Genomic DNA, 19,476 nt, shown 5'->3' on the forward strand with positions numbered 1-19,476 from the left:
GCCTTAAACTGGCAACACGATCGCAAACTCCGTTCCTTGATTAGGGGTAGAATGAACATAAATTGCTCCACCATGCTTTTCTACTATAATTTGATGCGCGATCGCTAGTCCCAGTCCCGTACCTTTACCAACGGCTTTTGTAGTAAATAAACAATCAAATATCCGTTGTCTTACTTCTTCGCTCATCCCAGCACCATTATCAGCAATCCGAATTGTCATATTTTCATCATCAGACATCTCGGTGCAAATATTAATTGTCAAGGAATCATTTATTCGCCTTCCCTGTTGCCAAACATCTTCTAAAGCATCAATGGCATTAGCTAAGATATTCATAAATACTTGATTGAGTTGTCCTGGATAACACTCAACCTTTGGTAGAGAAGCATATTTTTTGACGACTTGAATATCTGGTCTTTGCCCCACACTTTTGAGACGATGGCGCAAAATTAATAATGTATCGTCAAGTCCCTCATGAACGTTAAATTTAACTTTGGCCGATGTATCAGTACGCGCAAAGTTTCGCAGCGAAACGGATATATCTTTAATGCGTTCCGTGCTAACTTGCATCGAATTTAGCAACTTGGGTAAATCTTCTAAGATAAATTCTAAATCAGTTTGCGCGATCGCATCTTGAAGGGCGGATGGTAATTGAGCATAACTTTGCTGACATAATTGCAGAATATAGGTGAGATCGGCAATATAATCTTGTGCGGGATGAATATTGCTAATAATGCAGCTAATAGGATTATTCATTTCATGGGCTACACCTGCAACTAATTGACCCAGCATTGACAGCTTTTCTTGTTGTACAAGTTGTATTTGTGCCTGTTGTAATGCTGTGGTTCGCTCTATTACCTTGTGTTCGAGATTATCTGTTAGTTGCTTGAGTTGCAAATGCATTCGCACTCTAGCAATTACCTCTGCTTGTTCAAAAGGTTTAGGAATATAATCAACTGCACCTAAAGAAAGTCCTTTTACCTTATTTTCAGTATCCGCTAACGCCGTCATAAAAATAATAGGAATACTTTGCGTTGATGGGTTGGCTTTAAGTTTTTTACAGGTTTCAAACCCATCTATACCAGGCATTTGGACATCTAATAAAATTAAAGCAGGTAGTTTGTTCTGCACCATTTCCAGGGCAGTTTCTCCATCTTCAGCAACTCTGACTGTAAAACCTGCACTTTTTAAGGCTTGTGATAGCACTGATAAATTTGTGGGGTTATCATCAACAATCAACACAAAATCTGAATTTTTCATTGATAGAAATATTAATCTTTATAAAAAGACGCACAATTAACTTTGGATACTTTATCAGTTAATTAAACTGTTGCATCCATTGGCTTAATGTCTCTCGCAATTTTTTAAGTTGAAAATTTTCGGCAAGTTGAATTACTTGGTCAGCAAAATCTAAATAAACAGAATTATTATTTTTTAATTTATTCGCTTCATCCAATATATCATCAACGTTCCCATCTTTGGCTAACTGATATAAATGATTTAATATATCGATAGCAGGTAAAGCAATTGCCGCTAAACTCATCTGAATATTAGCTTGGTTACGATTTGTCTCAATTTCTGATTTTGGTTCATAAATCCAGACTAAATTTAGATGTACTCGCAGTAGTTCTAGTAAAATTTCCGCGACAACTGGTTTGGGCAAAAAAGCATCTGCACCAACATCTAAACTATGATGCTGATCGCCCTCAAACACACTTGCAGAAGCAGCAATGATTGGGACATTTTTTAACTGCTCAGATTGCTTAATTTGTCTAATTAAATCAAAGCCATCCATCACAGGCATGATTAAATCAGTAATAATTAAGTTAGGTTGAAATTTCATCGCCCCATTAATTCCTTCTTGTCCGTTACTAGCTTCGATCAACTTAAATCCAACTGGTTCGAGTAAATTGAAAATTACCGAACGGTTTTCCCACTTATCATCTACTATTAAAATTGTGCGTTTTTCACCTTGATAACCTGTAATAGTTCCTTGTGGCATCATCCTAGAACGTTCTGCCCATTGTTTTGCTTCGCGTAATTCTACTTCAAACCAAAAAACACTACCTTTACCTGGTTGGCTGTCAACTTCTAAAGTGCTACCCATGAGATGGACTATTTTTTGACTGATAGCTAAACCTAATCCGGTTCCTTCAGACTGTCTTTTGATTTCGCCTACTTGCTCAAAGGGAAGGAAGATTTTTTCCAATTGTGTTGATGTCATTCCTACCCCTGTATCTTCTACTTGAAAACGAAGTTTGTAATTAGTTATTGGTTCGATTTCTGGACTAATGACATTTACTTTTAAAGAGACTCCTCCTTTATCTGTAAATTTGATGGCATTACCTAAAAGATTAATCAGAACTTGCCGCAGTCTTTTTTCATCACCATGAATACCAACAGGTAATTTTTCATCAGGCTGATAGTTAAAAGCAATTACTTTTTGCTCGGCTTTAATCCGGCAGATTTCGACAACTCCTTCGAGAAATGAAGGCAGATGAAAATCGATAGGATGCAGATCCATTTTGCGAGCTTCAATTTTAGACAAATCCAGTACGTCGTTAATTAAAGTTAATAGATGAAAGCCGCATTGATGGATGATTTCAATTCCTTTGTATCCTTTTTCTGTTAAGTTTTCAGTGCGTTGTAAAATTTGGGTATAACCCAAGATGCCATTTAGCGGTGTTCGCAATTCATGGCTCATGTTGGCGAGAAATTCACTTTTGGCTTGATTGGCAATTTCGGCAATATTTTTGGCTTCTTGAAGTTCAGCTGTGCGTTCTTCTACTCTCTGTTCTAGTTCATCATTGGCTTGACGGAGAATCATTGCCGAGCGCTGGTTTTCATGAGTAACCGCAGAGATGACAAAGGTAGTCATCGCAATCACACAAATAAATGATTGCACTAAAATAAGTGATTCATTCGGCGAGGGTTGTTTGGCAAAAGAACCAAAGCCACGAACAGTGCCAAAAACTGCGATCGCTGACATAATTAGTACAGCTAACGTCGATATCCGCGCTTCAAATCTAAACGCCATCCAAATCAGTGGGGGAATAACCATATATTCAATTGGATATCCCCCAGAAAAAGCAATCCGCACAATTATCATCATTGTGATGAACACAAATCCAAGTTCGATAATTTGTCTTCGATGAAAACTTCTGGGCGATTTAGATTTTTGCAACCATGCTAATAGTAAAGGTGTAACAACTAAAATACCTGTACTATCAGATGCTAACCAAGTACGGAAAATATTGCTAAATGCTACCCAAGGCGCAATTCCACTCAAGCAAAGTGTCAGTGCTGCTAGTATGGAACTGATGAGGGGGCTGGGTATAGTCAGAACTATAAATTTAATAATATCTTGCGATCGCTCTAAAAAATGGCGACGATTGATAAACTTATTAATCAAAAATGTAGCGACAAAAGGCGTAATTAAATTAACAGCAGGAATAATACTACTAATTAAAATATTGTGCTTAAAAAAAATAATATAACTAACAATAAAATCACTGATAAATAATATCGGCCAAACCCGATAACCAACTAACAACATTCCTGCCAAAAACACACCCAGTGAAGGCCAAAATGCTGACGCACCATCGACAAAAGTCATAGATAAGCCCAGATATCCCAGTCCGAGATGAACAATGGGAATAGTTAGTGCTGCTATGATCAATGGGCGATCGAGTTTAAGCAAAAATTGCCGCTTTATCGTATTTAACTGCATTTGCTGTCTCCGTGCCAATAGTTGAAGGGAAATAACCCTCAACCACATTTGTCAAGCTTATGATTCCCAAATAAGTAGTTGTGGCTTTCATCCTTAAGATGGAAATATATGCTGAGATCGCTAGATTTTGCCAGTGCAGATGCAAAAAGAATATATCGTTGATGTGCTTAGATCCAAAAATCCAGCTAACTAACTAAGTTCTGCGTTACAGTTTAAGGGGCGGCAACTGTCGTCTCTGTGTAATTATTTCTCAGCGAACTATCTAGACAATGTTACGACAGACTTCACTTAATTTGCGCTTGATAATTATTGGAATTGTACTGATTGCGATCGCCTTTTTTAGCATCTCATTATTGCCATCGCAACTTGAAAGCAACCTCAGCCGCTTCTTTGGTACACTTGGGGCAGCTGATGTACAAACAGTCGCAACCTATAGAAGAATAGGTGCAGATCGTTATTTCCTGCAAAGCATTTATATCTTTTTGACAGGTATTGTTGTGCTAGTGGTGGGATTATTTAAAACTCCAAATCGTTAAATTTAATATAGATTAGCTATTCATTTTACCGCGCAAAAATCTGCTATCAAAAATATTTGCTCTTGCGGATGTGATTATACATCAAGTTAATTTTGATCAGCTTTTTTGTGATATTTTTCAGCTAAAAAATCATCTTCAAGCGACACCAATGGAATTAGAAAATCTGCTGAGAAATCGTCGCACTATTCGCGCAATTGGTTTTGATGATGCTCCTTTTATGAGAAGTGCAAATCATCCTGTGGGAGTTGCAGGTATAATCTGTGCAGACACTCGATTTGAAGGTATGGTTTGGGGAGAAATACAGCCTGATGGTTGGGATGCGACAGAAAAACTTTCTCAGTTACTAATTGGTGGCAAATTTCTACCCCATCTTCACGTAGTCCTATTAGATGGGATTTCTTTAGGCGGTTTCAATATTGTCGATTTACCATTGTTAGCAGCAAGATTAGAGCGTCCTTGTATTGCAGTGATGCGAAAACAACCTAATCTCCCTGCCATGACCTATGCAATGCAAAGATTACCCCATCCAGAAAAGCGATTAGAAATTATAGGTCGTGCTGGCCCTGTTTATGAGCATCCACCCTTTTATTTTCAGGTTTGTGGCGCACAACCAGAGACTACAGCCCAAGTACTTCAGCATCTTACCGACTGTGGACATGTCCCGGAAGCTCTGCGTCTAGCTCACTTGATAGCTTCTGCGTTTGTCAAGGGAGAAAGTGGGCGACAAGCGTAATTGATGAATTGCGCCCTCTAGTTGATACAATTATTCATGTACTGGAAGCTGAATAATAAACTCTGCTCCTTCGCCAAAAGTAGACTCGACATCAATCGTGCCGCCATGTTTTTCTATAATTATTTGGCAAGCTATAGCTAATCCTAAGCCTGTGCCTTTACCCACTGGTTTGGTAGTAAATAAGTAATCAAAAATCTTCTGCTTAACTTGTTCCGTCATTCCCATCCCATTGTCTTTAATTTTGATCACAACAAATTTCTGGTCTTCACTCATCTTTGTGGTGACAGTAATACAATTAGGATCTTTGCTAATCTCACTAAAACTTCTGCCAGTATTTGACTCTTCTAAAGCATCAATAGCATTAGCAATCAAATTCATAAATACCTGACTCAGTTGACCGGGAAAACACTTGATAGGGGGCAAATCACCATATTTTTTCACTACTTCAATAGTAGGGCGATTCTGTGATGCTTTCAGTCGGTGCTTCAGAATCAAAATTGTGCTATCAAGAATTTCATGAATATTGCAAGGGGTTAATTTTTGACTATCGGCTCTGGCAAAAGTACGCAAACTGACACTTACTTCATAAATACGATTTACACCTTTTTGCATAGAAGTAAATAGTTTGGGTAAATCTTCCCGCAGATATTCTAAATCTATAGCTTTGATTTTTTTGCTAATTTCTGTTGTCGGTTGAGGATAATGCTTTTCATATAAATCCACTAGCTCTAACAAATCATTAACATATTGCGAGCCTGGCTCTAAGTTGCCAGCCAGAAAACCAACAGGGTTATTAATTTCATGAGCTATACCAGATACTAAGTTACCCAATGCAGACATCTTTTCACTCTGCACTAGTTGTAACTGCATCTGCTTGAGGTCAGAGAGGGAATTTTCCAATTGCTTGGCGTAATCTTGGGCTTTCTGATAAAGTTGAGAATTTTCCAAAGAAATAGCTGCTTGGGATGTAATCAAATTCAAAGTTGTGATGCGATCGCCATTAAATGCACTAGTAGTTATATTATTTTCTAAATACAATATGCCAATAAATTTTCCATGAGAGAAAATAGGAGTACACAAAATTGATTTTGGTTGATAGTGTTTGATGTAGGGATCTGCCATAGCAATTGTCTCCACCATAGCATCATTTATCACCAGCGATTCTTGGGTTCGAGCAACATATTCCACTATTGATACTGGGATATCTGCACTTGTTTTGACTGGACTTGATTGCAAAATAATCGTAGAGTTATCTTTGCCGCTAATTGCTTCTATAAATAATTCATTGTCTTTCAGTAAAATTAGACAGCCTTTTTGAGCAGCAGCATTTTCTAATATAATACGTAAAAGTGTGTCTAATAGTTTATCTAAAACAATTTCCCCACTAATTGCTTGAGATGCCTTAACTACAGTAGTCAAATCTAAAGCGACCTTGTTATCATTAATTGTGCCTGTATAATTTATTTTGGTTGTAGCTATAGTTTTACGTACATCTAATGTTGATTCTTGTCCATTTCCATTCCGAATTATCAAATTATTATAGCGTTCATCTAATTCTTTAACTTTAGCTATAGCTCCCCAATATATATAACCATAATATGCTTCAGTCATATACATTTTTGCAATTTTCTCTTTACCCAAATTTAAATAAAATTTGGCTGTGAGTTCATTAATTAAAGCTTCTTCTTGAATATAATTATTTTTCTTAGCTCCAACCACAGCAATATCATATAAATCTATCGCTGCTTGAACTTTTCCTAATACTCTAGCTTTTTCTGCCTCTACTAAATCATATTTATGTTGAAAGTTAGATGGTGCTTGTTTTACCCACTTCTTCATTTGCTTTTGATTATTTATCACCTGCTTTAAGTATTGCTGTTTTTGCGAAGGAGAAGCTTGGTTGCACAAAGCCAATAAAGCTAAAGAATAATAAAAGTTATTAGCTGTATGAATTAACCACCCAACATTTTCTAAACGATTATTTTCTGCTATTTCAGCATTTTTTATAGCTGAATCATATTCATCAAAGAAATAACATAATATAGTTTTACAACCATAATACAAACCTTTAAATGAATAATTATTGATCACATCATCTGCCATTGTTACTTCATCAAAAGCATCACCGATTAAAGCTGATTTACTCGATGATTTTGCCTGTAAGTTTAAAGCCGCTTGTCTAAAAATATTTGTAGTTGCTGCTAAAGTTCCTAGGTTTAATTTCTGCATTAAATCAACATAGCTAGCAGTTTTTTTGTCTACTATTTCCAAATTTTCTCCAGATAGTAGCGTATGATAGCCAGCGACTACAGCACAATAACCAGCATTTTCTATATTCCCTAGCTCTAAACCACTTTGCATTCCTTCTAAAAGTTGCATTATTGTATCTTTTACAGGTTCTTTATAAAACCTGATAGTACCATTATGTACAAAATAAACTGTAGCCTTAATAGAGTTATCATTAATTTTTGCTAGTAAATTAATAGCTAAGTTTCCTAACTTATATCCTGTTTCAATTTGGTTAAATTTATCAGTTAAAATAGTGCCATAAGCTACATAACCATAAGCTGAAACAGGCGAATTACCATATTTAATAGATAATCTGACCATAGCTAACACAGCTAATACAAATAAAAAAGATCCTGCTTGACTAGCAGCGGGAACAATTTGTAGGAGAATTTGCATCGCCGCTAGCTTATAAGGGTCTGACATTGCCGGCAATGAAGCTAGGTTTTCTATCTGTTTACCTTTTAAGGCAATTTGTGTGTTAACTAAGTCTAGTAAAACATTTAATTTGGTTGGATTTTGCGGTAATTTTACACCTAGCTCTTTCAGAGATTTAATTCCAATTTCTAAGACCTCTGGCATCCGATTTTGTGCCATATAAGTGAGCATTTTCACTTCATAGAGCTTCACTTTATCTAAAATGCTACGTGCTTGATTTAAGGCAATGTCTCCTAGATTATTGGCTTGAGCAAAATTGCCATTTAAATACTCAATTTCTGTAGTTTCAGTATATAAATTCAAAGTTAATTCATATTCTTGTTGCCAACTATCTAATGGTAAAAGTCCTAAACTTATATTTAAATATCTAGCAGCGACTTCATAGGCAGTAGCAGCTTTAGCTTTTTTAGCAGCTAAAAGATTTAACTTTGCTAGTTCATATTTTTCTGATACTTGAGTTAATAAATCTAAACCAACATTTAGTTGGTTAACAATATCTAAAATATTTTCAGCGAGTGATGCTTCTGGTGTTTTTTCTAGTAATAATCTGCCTATTCTTAAATGGGTGTTTTGTTTCTGATTTTCGGGAATTAATGAATAAGCTGCTTGCTGAATTCGATCATGTAAAAACTTATAGCTAATTTGTTTAGAGTCAAATGTGAGTTTAGCAGATTCTTCTTTTTCAAAGGCTAAAGGTATACGATAAGCATCACTCAACGGCAAAATCAAACCAGATTGTAATGCTGAATAAAGCTCATTTGCCGTACTCGTCGGAGATTTAGTACTAATAATAGAAAGTATATCTAGCGAAAATCTATTGCCAATACAAGCGGCTAGTTGCAAAACTTCTTGTGTTGCTAATGGCAAGTCTTCAATAACATTCGCAATTAGTTCTACTATGCTTTTATCAGTTATACCAATCGCCTGAATTTTTTCTATATCCCACTGCCATAAAGCTGTTTCAAAGTGAAAATACAAAAACTTCTTTTGATATAGAGCCAATAAAAGCTGTGTTAAAAAGAATGGATTACCTGCGGTTTTATTATAGAGTAAATCTACCAACAGTTTTATTCTTTCAGAATTATCATGTAATGTATCAGCAATTAACTGACTAAAATTTTCTAGAGAAAGGGCTTGCAAGATAATATTAGTAACGAGTGTATCACCTTTATTTACTGCTTCTATTGTTTGAGTTAAAGGATGAGTACTGCTAACTTCATTATCTCGATAAGCCCCAATTAAAAGTAGATATTTGGTATGTTGGTCAGTAATTAGTAATTCAATTAATTTTAAAGTTGCTGAATCTGCCCATTGCAAGTCATCTAAAAAAATGACTAAAGGGTGTCTTTTTTTGGCAAAAACACGGATAAAGTCAGTAAAAACTTTATTGAAGCGATTTTGTGATTCTACCGCATTGAGTTTAGCTACTTCTGGTTGTTTACCTATAACTAATTCTACTTCTGGAATTACATCAATAATTACTTGACCTTGGGACTTAACAGCAGCTAATATTTCACTCCGCCATGTTTCTAACTTCTGATTATTTTCTGTCAGGAGTTGCTTCATTAATAAACTAAAAGCTTGAATCAATGAGGCATAAGGAATATTACGTTGAAATTGATCAAATTTACCCCCAATAAAAAAACCTTTAGCGCGAGTAATTGGTTTGTTAACTTCATTCACAACCGAAGATTTACCAATTCCTGAATAGCCAGAAACTAAAATCAGTTCACGGTTGCCTTTGCTGACTCGTTCAAAAGCCTCTAATAGTAAATTAACTTGATGTTCTCTACCATAAAGCTTTTGAGGAATTAACAATTGACTTAAAACATCTAACCGACCTGGTGTAAATTCGCTAATTTTACCTATTTTTTCTAACTGTTCTTGACAAATTTGTAAATCTGAGAGAAGTCCTTTCGCTGTTTGATAGCGGTCTTCAGCATTCTTCGCCATCAATTTTTTGACAATAGATGAGATGGCACTAGGAATTTCGGGATTTAATATTTCAATTTCGGTTGGTTCTTTGGCAATATGACAGTAAACTAATTCTAGAGGATCGTCACTTTCAAAAGGTAATTGTCCAGTCAACACTTCATAGAAAGTAACCCCAAGAGAATAAAAGTCACTGCGATAGTCAAGAGTACGGTTCATTCTCCCAGTTTGTTCTGGGGACATATAAAGTAAAGTACCTTCTAGCTGGTTGGGGTTAGCTAGTTGTGGTACTTCTTTGTCCAGACGCGAGGCTATACTAAAATCTGTAAATTTTACAATTCCAGTGTGGGAATTAATAATAATATTAGCTGGTTTAATATCTTTATGAATAATGTGACAACTATGTACAGAAACAAGAGCTTTGGTTAGCTGAATTGCAATATTAATAAAACTTTTTAAATCTTGTTGTCCTTGAATCAGTAGTTCTTTAAGAGAGTGACCATCAAAGTCTTCAAATACGATCGCTAACCGATTTTGGTGAGTTTCTAGACTTAATACTTGAACAACGCCTTCTAAATTGAGGTTTTCTGTAATTTTATACTCATGCTTGAGGCGAGCGATCGCATCTATCGAAGGATAATCTGATTTGAGTATTTTTAAAATAACTCGTTTTTTGTCTTGCGTTGCTACGGCTCTGTAAATAATTGTATCATCTCCTTCATGGAGCATTTCGTTGATGTCATACCCTGAAAGTGAGCTAGATGTCAGCATTATCTTGACCCTGTTATTAAACACAAAACTTGGTTATTTTATGATTCCCAATATTTGATTCTTCAATCAAATTAAATTTTTATCAAAATGTCATTAATCTTTGTGTGCTTTGAGTAATATCAAGTTACACAGCAAAAAAGCATCTAATAACAAAACATTAAGCCAGCAAGTAAATAAAGTAACTTGTTAACTACTTACAATTATCAGTTTAATTTCTTGGAAAACTCACTGTCATGAATTTTTCCCATTTTATAAGTAGAACAGCTTCAATATTTATACTGGGGAACAGGTAGGAGGCAGCAGGAAAAAGCACTTGGATTTAATTAACTTTTATGAATATAGGTTGCTTTTTTCTCCTGAGTTACTTATGTCCTTCTATAGGACTCATATTTGATTTATAAAAAAATCAGTACACCCAGATCAATCTTCTTTCCTATTCCCCTAACCCTACTCCTTAACTACACAACTAGATTCAGAAATCAAGCCTGATTCCTATAATTGTTTTAAGTGGTTATACACCCTGACCAGATAAAAATTTAAATATTCAGATTCCCCTTATGTAATAAAAATGGGAATCTGGTGTTGGCTAATAGTGGAGATTGCCTACATTTTGCAGTTGTCTGGTTGCGAAATTTTTGTCAAATTTGGGTAAATACTGTCTCATTAGTTCTTTGTCAATTTTTGGGCAGACAATACCAGTACCTTGTATTGCCGCAAGTGTATTGTGTACTTGGGGTATAGGAGAAAGATGATGTATCTCTAGGATAGTGCTACGGTCTTGATAAACTTTTTCTTGAAAGAACGATATCAAGGGATACAAGGGATTAGTAGTTGTCAAATTAGAAAGAGCGTTCAACCAGTTTTTTGGGGAAATTTTTTGTAAGGAATAACCAAACTCATTAAAACACTCAAAGATTTCTACATTAGTTAACTCCTGTTCTCTAGGCACAACAATATTGTAATTACCACCTGTGTATTTTGCGTCTGAAGAAATATGAGCGATCGCAGCAGCCACATAATCTACTGGTACTGGAGTCCAATATTTTTCTGGCCAGTCTGGATACATCCCCATTTCAATACAACCTCCGACAAAGCGGTAAAAAGTGTCATTAACGTTAGCAACTCCTGTTTGTCTGTGACCAGAAATAAAACCAGGACGATAAATAGAAACTGCTAATCCTTCGGCTTTTGCCGTTCTGACCATACGTTCAGCCGCCCATTTTGATCTGACATAAGCACACTCTACGGACATAATTGGTAGACTGCTATCAATATCAAAATCTTCAAAGAGTTTGTTAATTCCTAAGAATGAAGTTACTGCTCCATAAACAGACATCGTGGATATGTAATGCAGTATTTTGTGACGACGATAAGCTGCTAAAGCCAGAATATTTGCAGTCCCATCGACATTAGATTTTTTAATTAGCGAATAAGGCTTGATGTAATTAGTGTCAGCAGCTACATGATAGATATGAGATACTTCCTCACTAAGTTTGTCAAATAATTCTGCTGATAGTTGTAACTGTGGTTGTTCAATGTTACCAGCAATGACATTGACCTGCTGTAACATTGTTGTTGGTAGTTGGTATTGGAGCAAAGTTGCACGCAGTCTTTCAACCGCTTCAGCATTACTTTTTGCTCTGACTAAGCAATAAATTTTTCGGTAAGTGCCTTTGACCAATAATTCATAGAGTAAATGTGCGCCGAGAAAGCCAGTTGTGCCTGTAATTAAGGCACAGTCATACTGAACTGGTGGTTGTTGTTGCCAACTTGATACATCTAAATCTGAAGCCAGGGCTGCTGCTGCTTGTAGGTCAATATTTCTATCATGAAAAGCACTTTCGCTTTTGTTTTTTAACTGCTCTAACAATTTGGCTAAACTTACTGGTGTAGGATATTCATAAATGAAACGAGAAGGAACGGTAACACCAAAATCACGATTGAGTGCATACAATACATGAGCTATGCAAAGTGAACTACCCCCTATCTCGAAGAAATTTGTATGAGGCTTACAAGTTCCTGCGGGTAACTCTATCGCTTCATCAAAAATTATTGCTATTTTCAGCGAATTATCTAGCGTATCAGCCAAGAAAGAAGGTGTTTGGGGTATTTGTGGTAAAGCCTTTCGGTCTACTTTGCTACGATTAGGTAACAAAGGCAATTCGTCCATAAAAATAAACCGTGTAGGCACCATATAATCTGGTAGTTGTTCGGCAGCAAAACATTGCAAGTGCTTTTCTGTCAAAAACTTGCCGGGTTTAGGCACAATATATGCAGCCAGCATTGATACGCCATAATTTTCCGGTACGTCGTTACTTTCTGGGCGAGTAGTTCTGATTGCTTTGACAGCGTTGGCCTGCACATCAGGATGCTGACCAATGATCATTTCTATGGCTTCTATTTCTATACGCTTGCCCCGAATTTTAATCTGATGATCAGATCGGCCTACATAGTGTAATAGCCCAGGCTGATGCGGATCTTCGTAAACAATATCGCCTGTCTTATATATTTTGCCTAATCCAAAAGGGTTATTGAGAAAACGACTGTTGGTAATTTCCGGTTTATCTAGGTAGCCTTGACCTACTCCTATACCACCTACGTATAGCTCCCCTTTTTCACCACGCTGACAAAGTTTCAATTCTTCATCCAGCACATAAAGTTCTATGTTTGGTAGTGCATGACCAATGGGGAGATGAATATCTTGTGGTTGAAATTCGTAAATAGTGCAACAAACTGTGATTTCAGTTGGCCCATAGGCATTAAAAAAGCGTCTATTAGGTGTCACCCATGCTTTGGCAAGCGATAGGGGACAAGCTTCACCGGCTACCACTACCATTTGTAAGTTAGATAGTTGGTCGCAAAATGGTGTGAGTGTTGCCAGTACGGAAGGGGCTAAAGTCACCCATTGTACTTGTTGTTTAGCTAAAAAATTGGCCAAGATTTGCCCAGGAAGCATTTGCTCTCTTGGGCCTAGTACTAAAGTGGCTCCACTACATAATGCTGTGACTAATTCCCACACAGCTGCATCAAAGCTAATAGAGGCAAACTGAAGTAAACGCAAGCCTGGTTGAATATTAAAAACCTTACCACTCGCTTGAGCAAGATTTAGCAAACCCTGATGCTTAATCATCACTCCTTTAGGTACACCTGTAGAGCCAGAAGTGTAAATTATATAAGCTAGTTGCTCAGGCTTGACAACAGGAGGTAACGCTAAAGATGTGGGTAACTCTTGCCAGACTGTGGGAGTATCGAGAAAACACATTTGCCCATTCAAACCACTCTGACGCATAGCTGGCTCAATATCAAAAGCAAATTTTTGCTGTGTCAAAATTGTGGTTAATTTCGCGTCTGCAATCATGTAGCTAAGACGCTGACGAGGCAAGTCTGGGTCAAGGGGAACAAAAGCTGCTCCTGCTTTCAAAATTGCATAGATAGCAATAATCATTTCAAACGATGGTTCTAAACACAACCCGACTAAGCTGTTGGGTGCTAGTAAACCTTGGGCTGTCAAATAGTTATATAGTTGTTCGGCTCTTGCGCCTAGCTCTTTGTAGGTTAATTGTTGTTCTTCTAGTAATAACGCAACATGATTGGGATATTTTTGGCAAATCAAATCTAGGTAAGAGACAACTGTTGGAGCCGATTGTGAATTATCAGAATTGATTTGGAAATTCAGCATGATGATTAATAAAGCAATAACGACTAAAGAAAAATTGGGTACAGAAAGTAGACAAGCAATAATTTTTTGGTATCGCTTATCTTTGAGATATTAAGTTTTAAAAAAAGCTAAGAACTTAATGTATTGTTGGTATTTTTTTAATTACTTATTTCATATTGCGTACATCATCTATGTTTTTTGATTAAAAAAATATAATCATTTATTTTTTAGGAAGATTAAGGATTATGCCATGATTTTCTTTAATCAAAATATGAGATTCCAAAAGATAAATTGCCCAAACATGATGATAGAGATAAATTCATTTGCCAGCAAATTTTATGATTTTTCTAGCCTTTGAAGGAAACTTTAGCGTTAATGTGACAGTCTAAGCTGTTTGATTTCCTACCTTCAACTCTAAATATTTGGTATCTACTGAGAAAATGTGGGTAAGTTTCCATAAAAGGATTTTTTTAAGTTTTCAGGTAGTTAATTTTGTGTGCTTGAGTTCAGATTAAATGCATATTCAAACAAATGAGAAGTTTATATTTATGTTGTTAGATGCTTATTATGGCAAATAATATCCCTAGTTTCTAGTGTTTTTATCCAATCTTTATCTGAGTATAAATAGCTGAAATTGAGATACAAAAGATATCAAAATAGATGTTGATACTATATGTATAGTTAAAGAAAAATCAGTGTTTGTACGAGGAGAATTTGAGAGTAAATATAAAAAATTAAATTTTTATTTTTTGCTACTGATGATTAAATAGCTAGCAATTAAGCTATCTATGTCAGTTTACAATCATCCAACATGAATATGATACATATATAAATGCTTGTGGGCTTGCTAATTATTTGTAAAGCTTCAATAGCTAGCTATATTAAGCAAGTATCATAAATAACAAATATATGGCGATCGCTAGAGTTTTCTTCTTCTCTACCTAGACAAATATAAAAAAGGTGTGTTAGATAGCAGCACACCCTAATATTATTAGATATGGCATTGTGTAGAGGAGTAATAGAGTAACTTTCTACGTAAGAATTCAGGAGTCAGAATTCAGGATTCAGAAGGTTAGAAAATTTAGTCACAGTTTTCTCAATCAAATATATTGATTACGCGCTCATTACTCTTAAATTCTGAAGAAATGGCGATCGCTATTTTGATACTAAGTTGCACTCAAAGATAGTAACCTAGGGTGGGAGTAGGGAGTAGGAATACGACTATTTCAACAAAGCAACTTGGTATGAATTCTGTTTTGATAAGAAAAAGCTAGAGACTAAGAAATTTATCTAGCCTCTAGCTTTTAGTGCCTAGCCTTAAATCTTTAGCTTTCTTGATTAACCCAACTTCTTGAGAGTTTCCAATAAACTCATAACGGTGGAAACTGTGACTTGAAGTTTTTGGGAGTGATCGCCAGCTGTTTGATCAACAGCCTTGATAAACTGTTCTAAAGTTTGGGTTAAGTTTGCCTGAGCTTGTTGAACAGCAGGCTTATCAGCTGATGTCTGCTTAGTTGCTGCTGCTGTGGGTAGCTTGATAGATTCAATGACAGGGCGATCGCCTGTAGAATTGTTACCAACAGCTAGTTTAATCATGTGTAGCGTCAAAAATCAGCCCATATCTACACTTTCTGGATGCACCACCGAAGCAAAATCTAAAAACTTCTTTAATTTTTAAATTAACCTCAGTCATACTTAGAGCTATCTATGACATTGGACACATATTAACCCTGAAATTACAGTATATCCTCAGTAATACTACGAGGATTTTGCTGAGGTAAATCAGAAGAATTGTTGAGCAAAAGTTACTATTTATACAAATAAAATTAAGTAAAATTAAGCTAGTAAATAGCTGATAATATTTGGAATAAAAATCCAATCAACTGCTCTGACGCATCTGAGTATATAGAAATTAGCAAGTGTTAAAAAATACAGTGAATTCTTAAAAAATTGTAAAGGTAATTTTAAGTGTAAAAAAACAACTCAAAGTCTGGCTTTGGTATACTGCGACAGTTAATGAATGAGGCTTTTTCTTGAAAATCCAAACTTTTTATCATAGCCGAGCGCTGCTAATAATTTGGAATATTATCTCCAACAATTCCACCCAAATAAAGATTTACGCGCAAAGATTACCTGTAAAACTTAAGTATCAAGTTGATTAATAATGCTGCCACTCATACATTAATCGTCCATGATGATCGCGCACAAGTTCCCATTCTCCATTACGATATGGTTGTCCAGAATAACTTCCATAGCGATAATGTCGTCTGGTGCGCTGGCGTTGATAATAATAGTGTTGATTTCGTTGCCGTCTATGATAACGTCTGCGATTATCTCTGTGAGCTAGTAAAAGCTCTCTATTGGAATCTCCAACTAAAGTCTCTGTGTTCAGGCTATGTTCATTCAGAACATGATTTAAGGTATTCTCCTTGGCTTGGGCTAAAGCAGGTGGATAAATGAAGGCTAATAGCAGGAACACAATTGAGGATAGCTTTTTGAAACTTTGCACGTCTTTGCTTTTCCAAGACTATTGGTAATAAGTTTATTTAATACTTGAAGTTGAAAAACCATATAGTTCAGAGTTCACAAACCTGAGGGACGCAAAAGTAATGAAAGTACTTATTTTAAATGCTGGCTCTAGCAGTCAAAAAAGTTGTTTGTATGAAATAGCTGATGATGCTTTACCCCAAGAAGCACCATTACCGCTTTGGGAAGGCAAAGTCAACTGGACACAAGATAGAGGTGTCGCAGAAATTGAGGTCAAAACAGCTTCCGGTGCAACTTTTCACGAATCTATTTATGGTGACTCTCGTCAAGCACACGTCGCTTATATGCTCTACACCCTCAGTCGGGGTACTACCAAAGTTTTGAGCCAATTGTCAGAAATTGATGTGGTGGGACATCGGATAGTTCATGGTGGACAAGATTACCGCCATAGTGTGGTAATTACGCAAGAAGTTAAAGATGCGATCGCTCGTCTGGCTAATCTTGCCCCTGCACACAACCCAGCCGCTTTAGAAGGCATCGAAGCCATCGAAAAAAGTTTAGGCGAAGTTACTCAAGTTGCTGTATTTGATACTGGGTTTCATTCCACCCTCCCGGATGCGGCAGCAATTTATCCTGGCCCCTATGAATGGGTAGAACAAGGTATTCGTCGTTATGGATTTCACGGTATCAGTCATCAATATTGTGCTGGACGGGCGGCGCAAATTCTCGGTCGAGATTTAGCATCGTTGCGAATTATTAGTTGTCATTTGGGTAATGGTTGTTCTTTGGCCGCAATTAAAGATGGTCGCAGTATTGATACCACAATGGGTTTCACACCTTTAGATGGTTTAATGATGGGTAGTCGTTGTGGTTCCATTGACCCAGGCATTTTAATTTACCTACTGCGCCAATCTAATCACTCAGCAGAAAGCTTAGATTATGTATTAAATAAAGCTTCTGGATTACGGGGAATTTCGGGAATATCCAGCGATTTACCGCAAGTTATCGAAGCGATCTCCCAAGGTAATTATCGCGCCCAACTCGCTTGGGATGTGTACGTTCATCGCCTACGGTCTGGAATTGGGGGAATGCTGGCTAGTTTAGGCGGATTGGATGTATTGTTATTTACCGCAGGTGTCGGGGAAAAATCTGCTGGAATTCGTCAAGCAGTCTGCGAAGCCTTTGGATTTTTGGGCTTGAAAATTGACCCAGCCAAAAATCAAAATCAACCTGTTGATCAAGATATCGCCACACCTGATTCTACAGCGCGAGTGTTGGTTATACATACTCAAGAAGATTGGGCGATCGCACAACAATGTTGGCAAATTCTCAAAAAAAGTCGGGAGTAAATTTATTTATGCAAAAATCTGCTGCAAGTTTAAAACGAAACCAGGGAGAATATCTTCACCAGATAAACTTGTAGGCGATTGTAAAACTTCAGGTGCTTGATTCGGGCGATAAATTATTACTTGTTTATCTTGAGGATTAATTAACCAACCAAGTAATAAACCTGAAGCTAAATATTCCTCCATTTTGGCTTGAGTGTCTGCCACATCATCAGTTTCTGAAACTAATTCCACCGCAAAATCAGGACACAAAGGTAGGAATTTTTTTCTTTGTTCCGGTGTGAGTGAGTTCCATCTTTCTATCCTTATCCAAGCCGCATCAGGAGAACGAGTTGCACCATTAGGAAGTCTAAAACCAGTGGAAGAATCAAAAGCTTTTCCTAAATTATTTTGGCTGTTCCAAAACCATAGTTGACCTAACAAATCAAAATTACGACTTCCTGTTTCTCCCCCAGTGGGTGACATAATTACTAATTCTCCTTCAGCAGTTAATTCTAAACGCAACTCTCGATTAACAGCCACAATCTGTTCAAATTCTTCATCTGTAAATTTGAGATGAGGAGGTAATTGTAAGGTTAAAGCAGTCATAGCAATTTGTTTTTTATAATTTTCTAGGGAAAATTTATCAGCACAAAATCATACTTACCTAATCTTGGAGCGATCTCTTTGTTTACGGCAAATATTATATATTCTAAAATATAGATTCTTGCATATTTTGTTAAACCAATGAATTTACGAAAATTCCAGGGAAAATTGTTTGCTGACGATAACGATGAATCTCGTGATTTGGAGTTTGTTGCTAATTTAAAGGATGAGGCGGAATTTATTGAAAACCTTCGTTACTGGCAAATTGGTATAGATAAGTTTAACCAAATTTATTTAGTCAGCCTTGATTCGGATTACCAAGTTAGCTTTTTGGATTTTCTTCGCTTAAATAGTATTTTTCAAATATATAGGTGGGCGACTCCAGAATGTTTTTATGAACTGACAGGATTAGTCTTGTGTTTAGAGACCATTCAAAAAAAATATATTTTACATAAACAGTGTCCTGATAAAATTTCCTTAATATCAGAATTGCCACAAGATTTATTAGAGGGATTATTAAAAGTACATACAAATTTAACTAAAAGTAGATGATTACTGTTCCCTTTCAATTTTTTATGGAGTCATAAACAGTTTAATTAGTTGTTTTTGAAGCGATTCCTAAGAGTTGTGTCTTGTTAACTCTTGTATCAATACCTGACATTGTTTACTAGCTTCTCTAGCTTGTCTCATCAGATGTTTGCTTTGTTCGCGGTTAGTTTTACTTACCTCAACAGCTTGCTGACTGAACTGTGCGGCAAGTTTTCCCAACTTCCGAATGCGTGTTTTTAGCTGCTCGATAGTTTTCATTCACCCTCCAGTTCCTTAACTCTTTGCGCCTTTGCACGGCAGTCGCTTCAAGTCGGCAAAGCCGCCCAACGCGCTGCCTTGTCTTTGCGTGAGGCTAAAGATTCTAGTTTTTCAATATTCGTGCAATAAGTCTATTAGTAGGGTGGGCAAGACTTGTACTGAGCTTGTCG

The 19,476-nt window shown here is 36.5% G+C and carries 12 protein-coding genes; 4 read left to right on the plus strand and 8 right to left on the minus strand.

The annotated features are described in order from the left end of the window. Window positions 1-3: 3 nt before the first annotated feature. Both H6G69_RS01160 and H6G69_RS01165 read right to left on the minus strand, forming a co-directional pair. Window positions 4-1,257, minus strand: coding sequence for a response regulator (locus H6G69_RS01160; RefSeq protein WP_190680718.1), 1,254 nt, complete (start codon window positions 1,255-1,257; stop codon window positions 4-6). A gap of 58 nt (window positions 1,258-1,315) precedes the next feature. Further along, complete coding sequence (locus tag H6G69_RS01165) at window positions 1,316-3,727, minus strand: MASE1 domain-containing protein (protein ID WP_190680720.1); 2,412 nt, start codon at window positions 3,725-3,727, stop codon at window positions 1,316-1,318. Between the two features lie 269 nt (window positions 3,728-3,996). On the opposite strand from H6G69_RS01165, the gene H6G69_RS01170 reads away from it, so the two are divergent. Further along, window positions 3,997-4,263, plus strand: a complete 267-nt coding sequence (locus H6G69_RS01170) for a hypothetical protein (protein ID WP_190680722.1) — start codon at window positions 3,997-3,999, stop codon at window positions 4,261-4,263. A gap of 148 nt (window positions 4,264-4,411) precedes the next feature. Beyond that, the gene (locus H6G69_RS01175) at window positions 4,412-4,996 is read left to right on the plus strand and encodes a DUF99 family protein (RefSeq protein WP_190680724.1); all 585 of its coding nucleotides are present in this window, start codon (window positions 4,412-4,414) and stop codon (window positions 4,994-4,996) included. 30 nt (window positions 4,997-5,026) lie between these two features. Here the strand turns inward: H6G69_RS01175 and H6G69_RS01180 are convergent, their stop codons facing one another. The 4 genes from H6G69_RS01180 to H6G69_RS01195 all read right to left on the minus strand — a co-directional run bounded on the left by H6G69_RS01180 (window position 5,027) and on the right by H6G69_RS01195 (window position 16,560). After that, a complete protein-coding gene (locus H6G69_RS01180) occupies window positions 5,027-10,423 on the minus strand; it encodes an ATP-binding sensor histidine kinase (RefSeq protein WP_190680726.1) in 5,397 nt (1,798 codons plus the stop codon). A 586-nt stretch (window positions 10,424-11,009) separates the two neighbouring features. Next, the gene (locus tag H6G69_RS01185) at window positions 11,010-14,102 is read right to left on the minus strand and encodes an amino acid adenylation domain-containing protein (protein WP_199335650.1); all 3,093 of its coding nucleotides are present in this window, start codon (window positions 14,100-14,102) and stop codon (window positions 11,010-11,012) included. A gap of 1,317 nt (window positions 14,103-15,419) precedes the next feature. Further along, window positions 15,420-15,677, minus strand: coding sequence for a hypothetical protein (locus H6G69_RS01190; RefSeq protein WP_190680727.1), 258 nt, complete (start codon window positions 15,675-15,677; stop codon window positions 15,420-15,422). A 562-nt stretch (window positions 15,678-16,239) separates the two neighbouring features. Beyond that, window positions 16,240-16,560, minus strand: a complete 321-nt coding sequence (locus H6G69_RS01195) for a hypothetical protein (RefSeq protein ID WP_206757630.1) — start codon at window positions 16,558-16,560, stop codon at window positions 16,240-16,242. Between the two features lie 130 nt (window positions 16,561-16,690). Between H6G69_RS01195 and H6G69_RS01200 the strand changes: the two genes are divergently transcribed. Next, window positions 16,691-17,917: an acetate kinase gene (locus tag H6G69_RS01200; protein WP_190680731.1), complete on the plus strand. Its 1,227-nt coding sequence runs from the start codon at window positions 16,691-16,693 to the stop codon at window positions 17,915-17,917. A gap of 6 nt (window positions 17,918-17,923) precedes the next feature. Here H6G69_RS01200 and H6G69_RS01205 read toward each other — a convergent pair whose 3' ends face one another. Beyond that, the gene (locus H6G69_RS01205) at window positions 17,924-18,502 is read right to left on the minus strand and encodes a Uma2 family endonuclease (RefSeq protein WP_190680732.1); all 579 of its coding nucleotides are present in this window, start codon (window positions 18,500-18,502) and stop codon (window positions 17,924-17,926) included. A gap of 138 nt (window positions 18,503-18,640) precedes the next feature. Between H6G69_RS01205 and H6G69_RS01210 the strand changes: the two genes are divergently transcribed. Further along, on the plus strand, window positions 18,641-19,051 hold the full coding sequence (locus tag H6G69_RS01210; protein ID WP_190680734.1) for a hypothetical protein: 411 nt from the start codon (window positions 18,641-18,643) through the stop codon (window positions 19,049-19,051). A 66-nt stretch (window positions 19,052-19,117) separates the two neighbouring features. Here H6G69_RS01210 and H6G69_RS01215 read toward each other — a convergent pair whose 3' ends face one another. Then, entirely contained in the window at window positions 19,118-19,306 is a 189-nt protein-coding gene (locus H6G69_RS01215; protein ID WP_190680736.1) for a hypothetical protein, read from the minus strand. Window positions 19,307-19,476 lie beyond the last annotated feature (170 nt).

This window comes from Nostoc sp. FACHB-110, assembly GCF_014697425.1.
In the GTDB taxonomy this organism is placed as follows: Bacteria; Cyanobacteriota; Cyanobacteriia; order Cyanobacteriales; family Nostocaceae; genus Nostoc_B.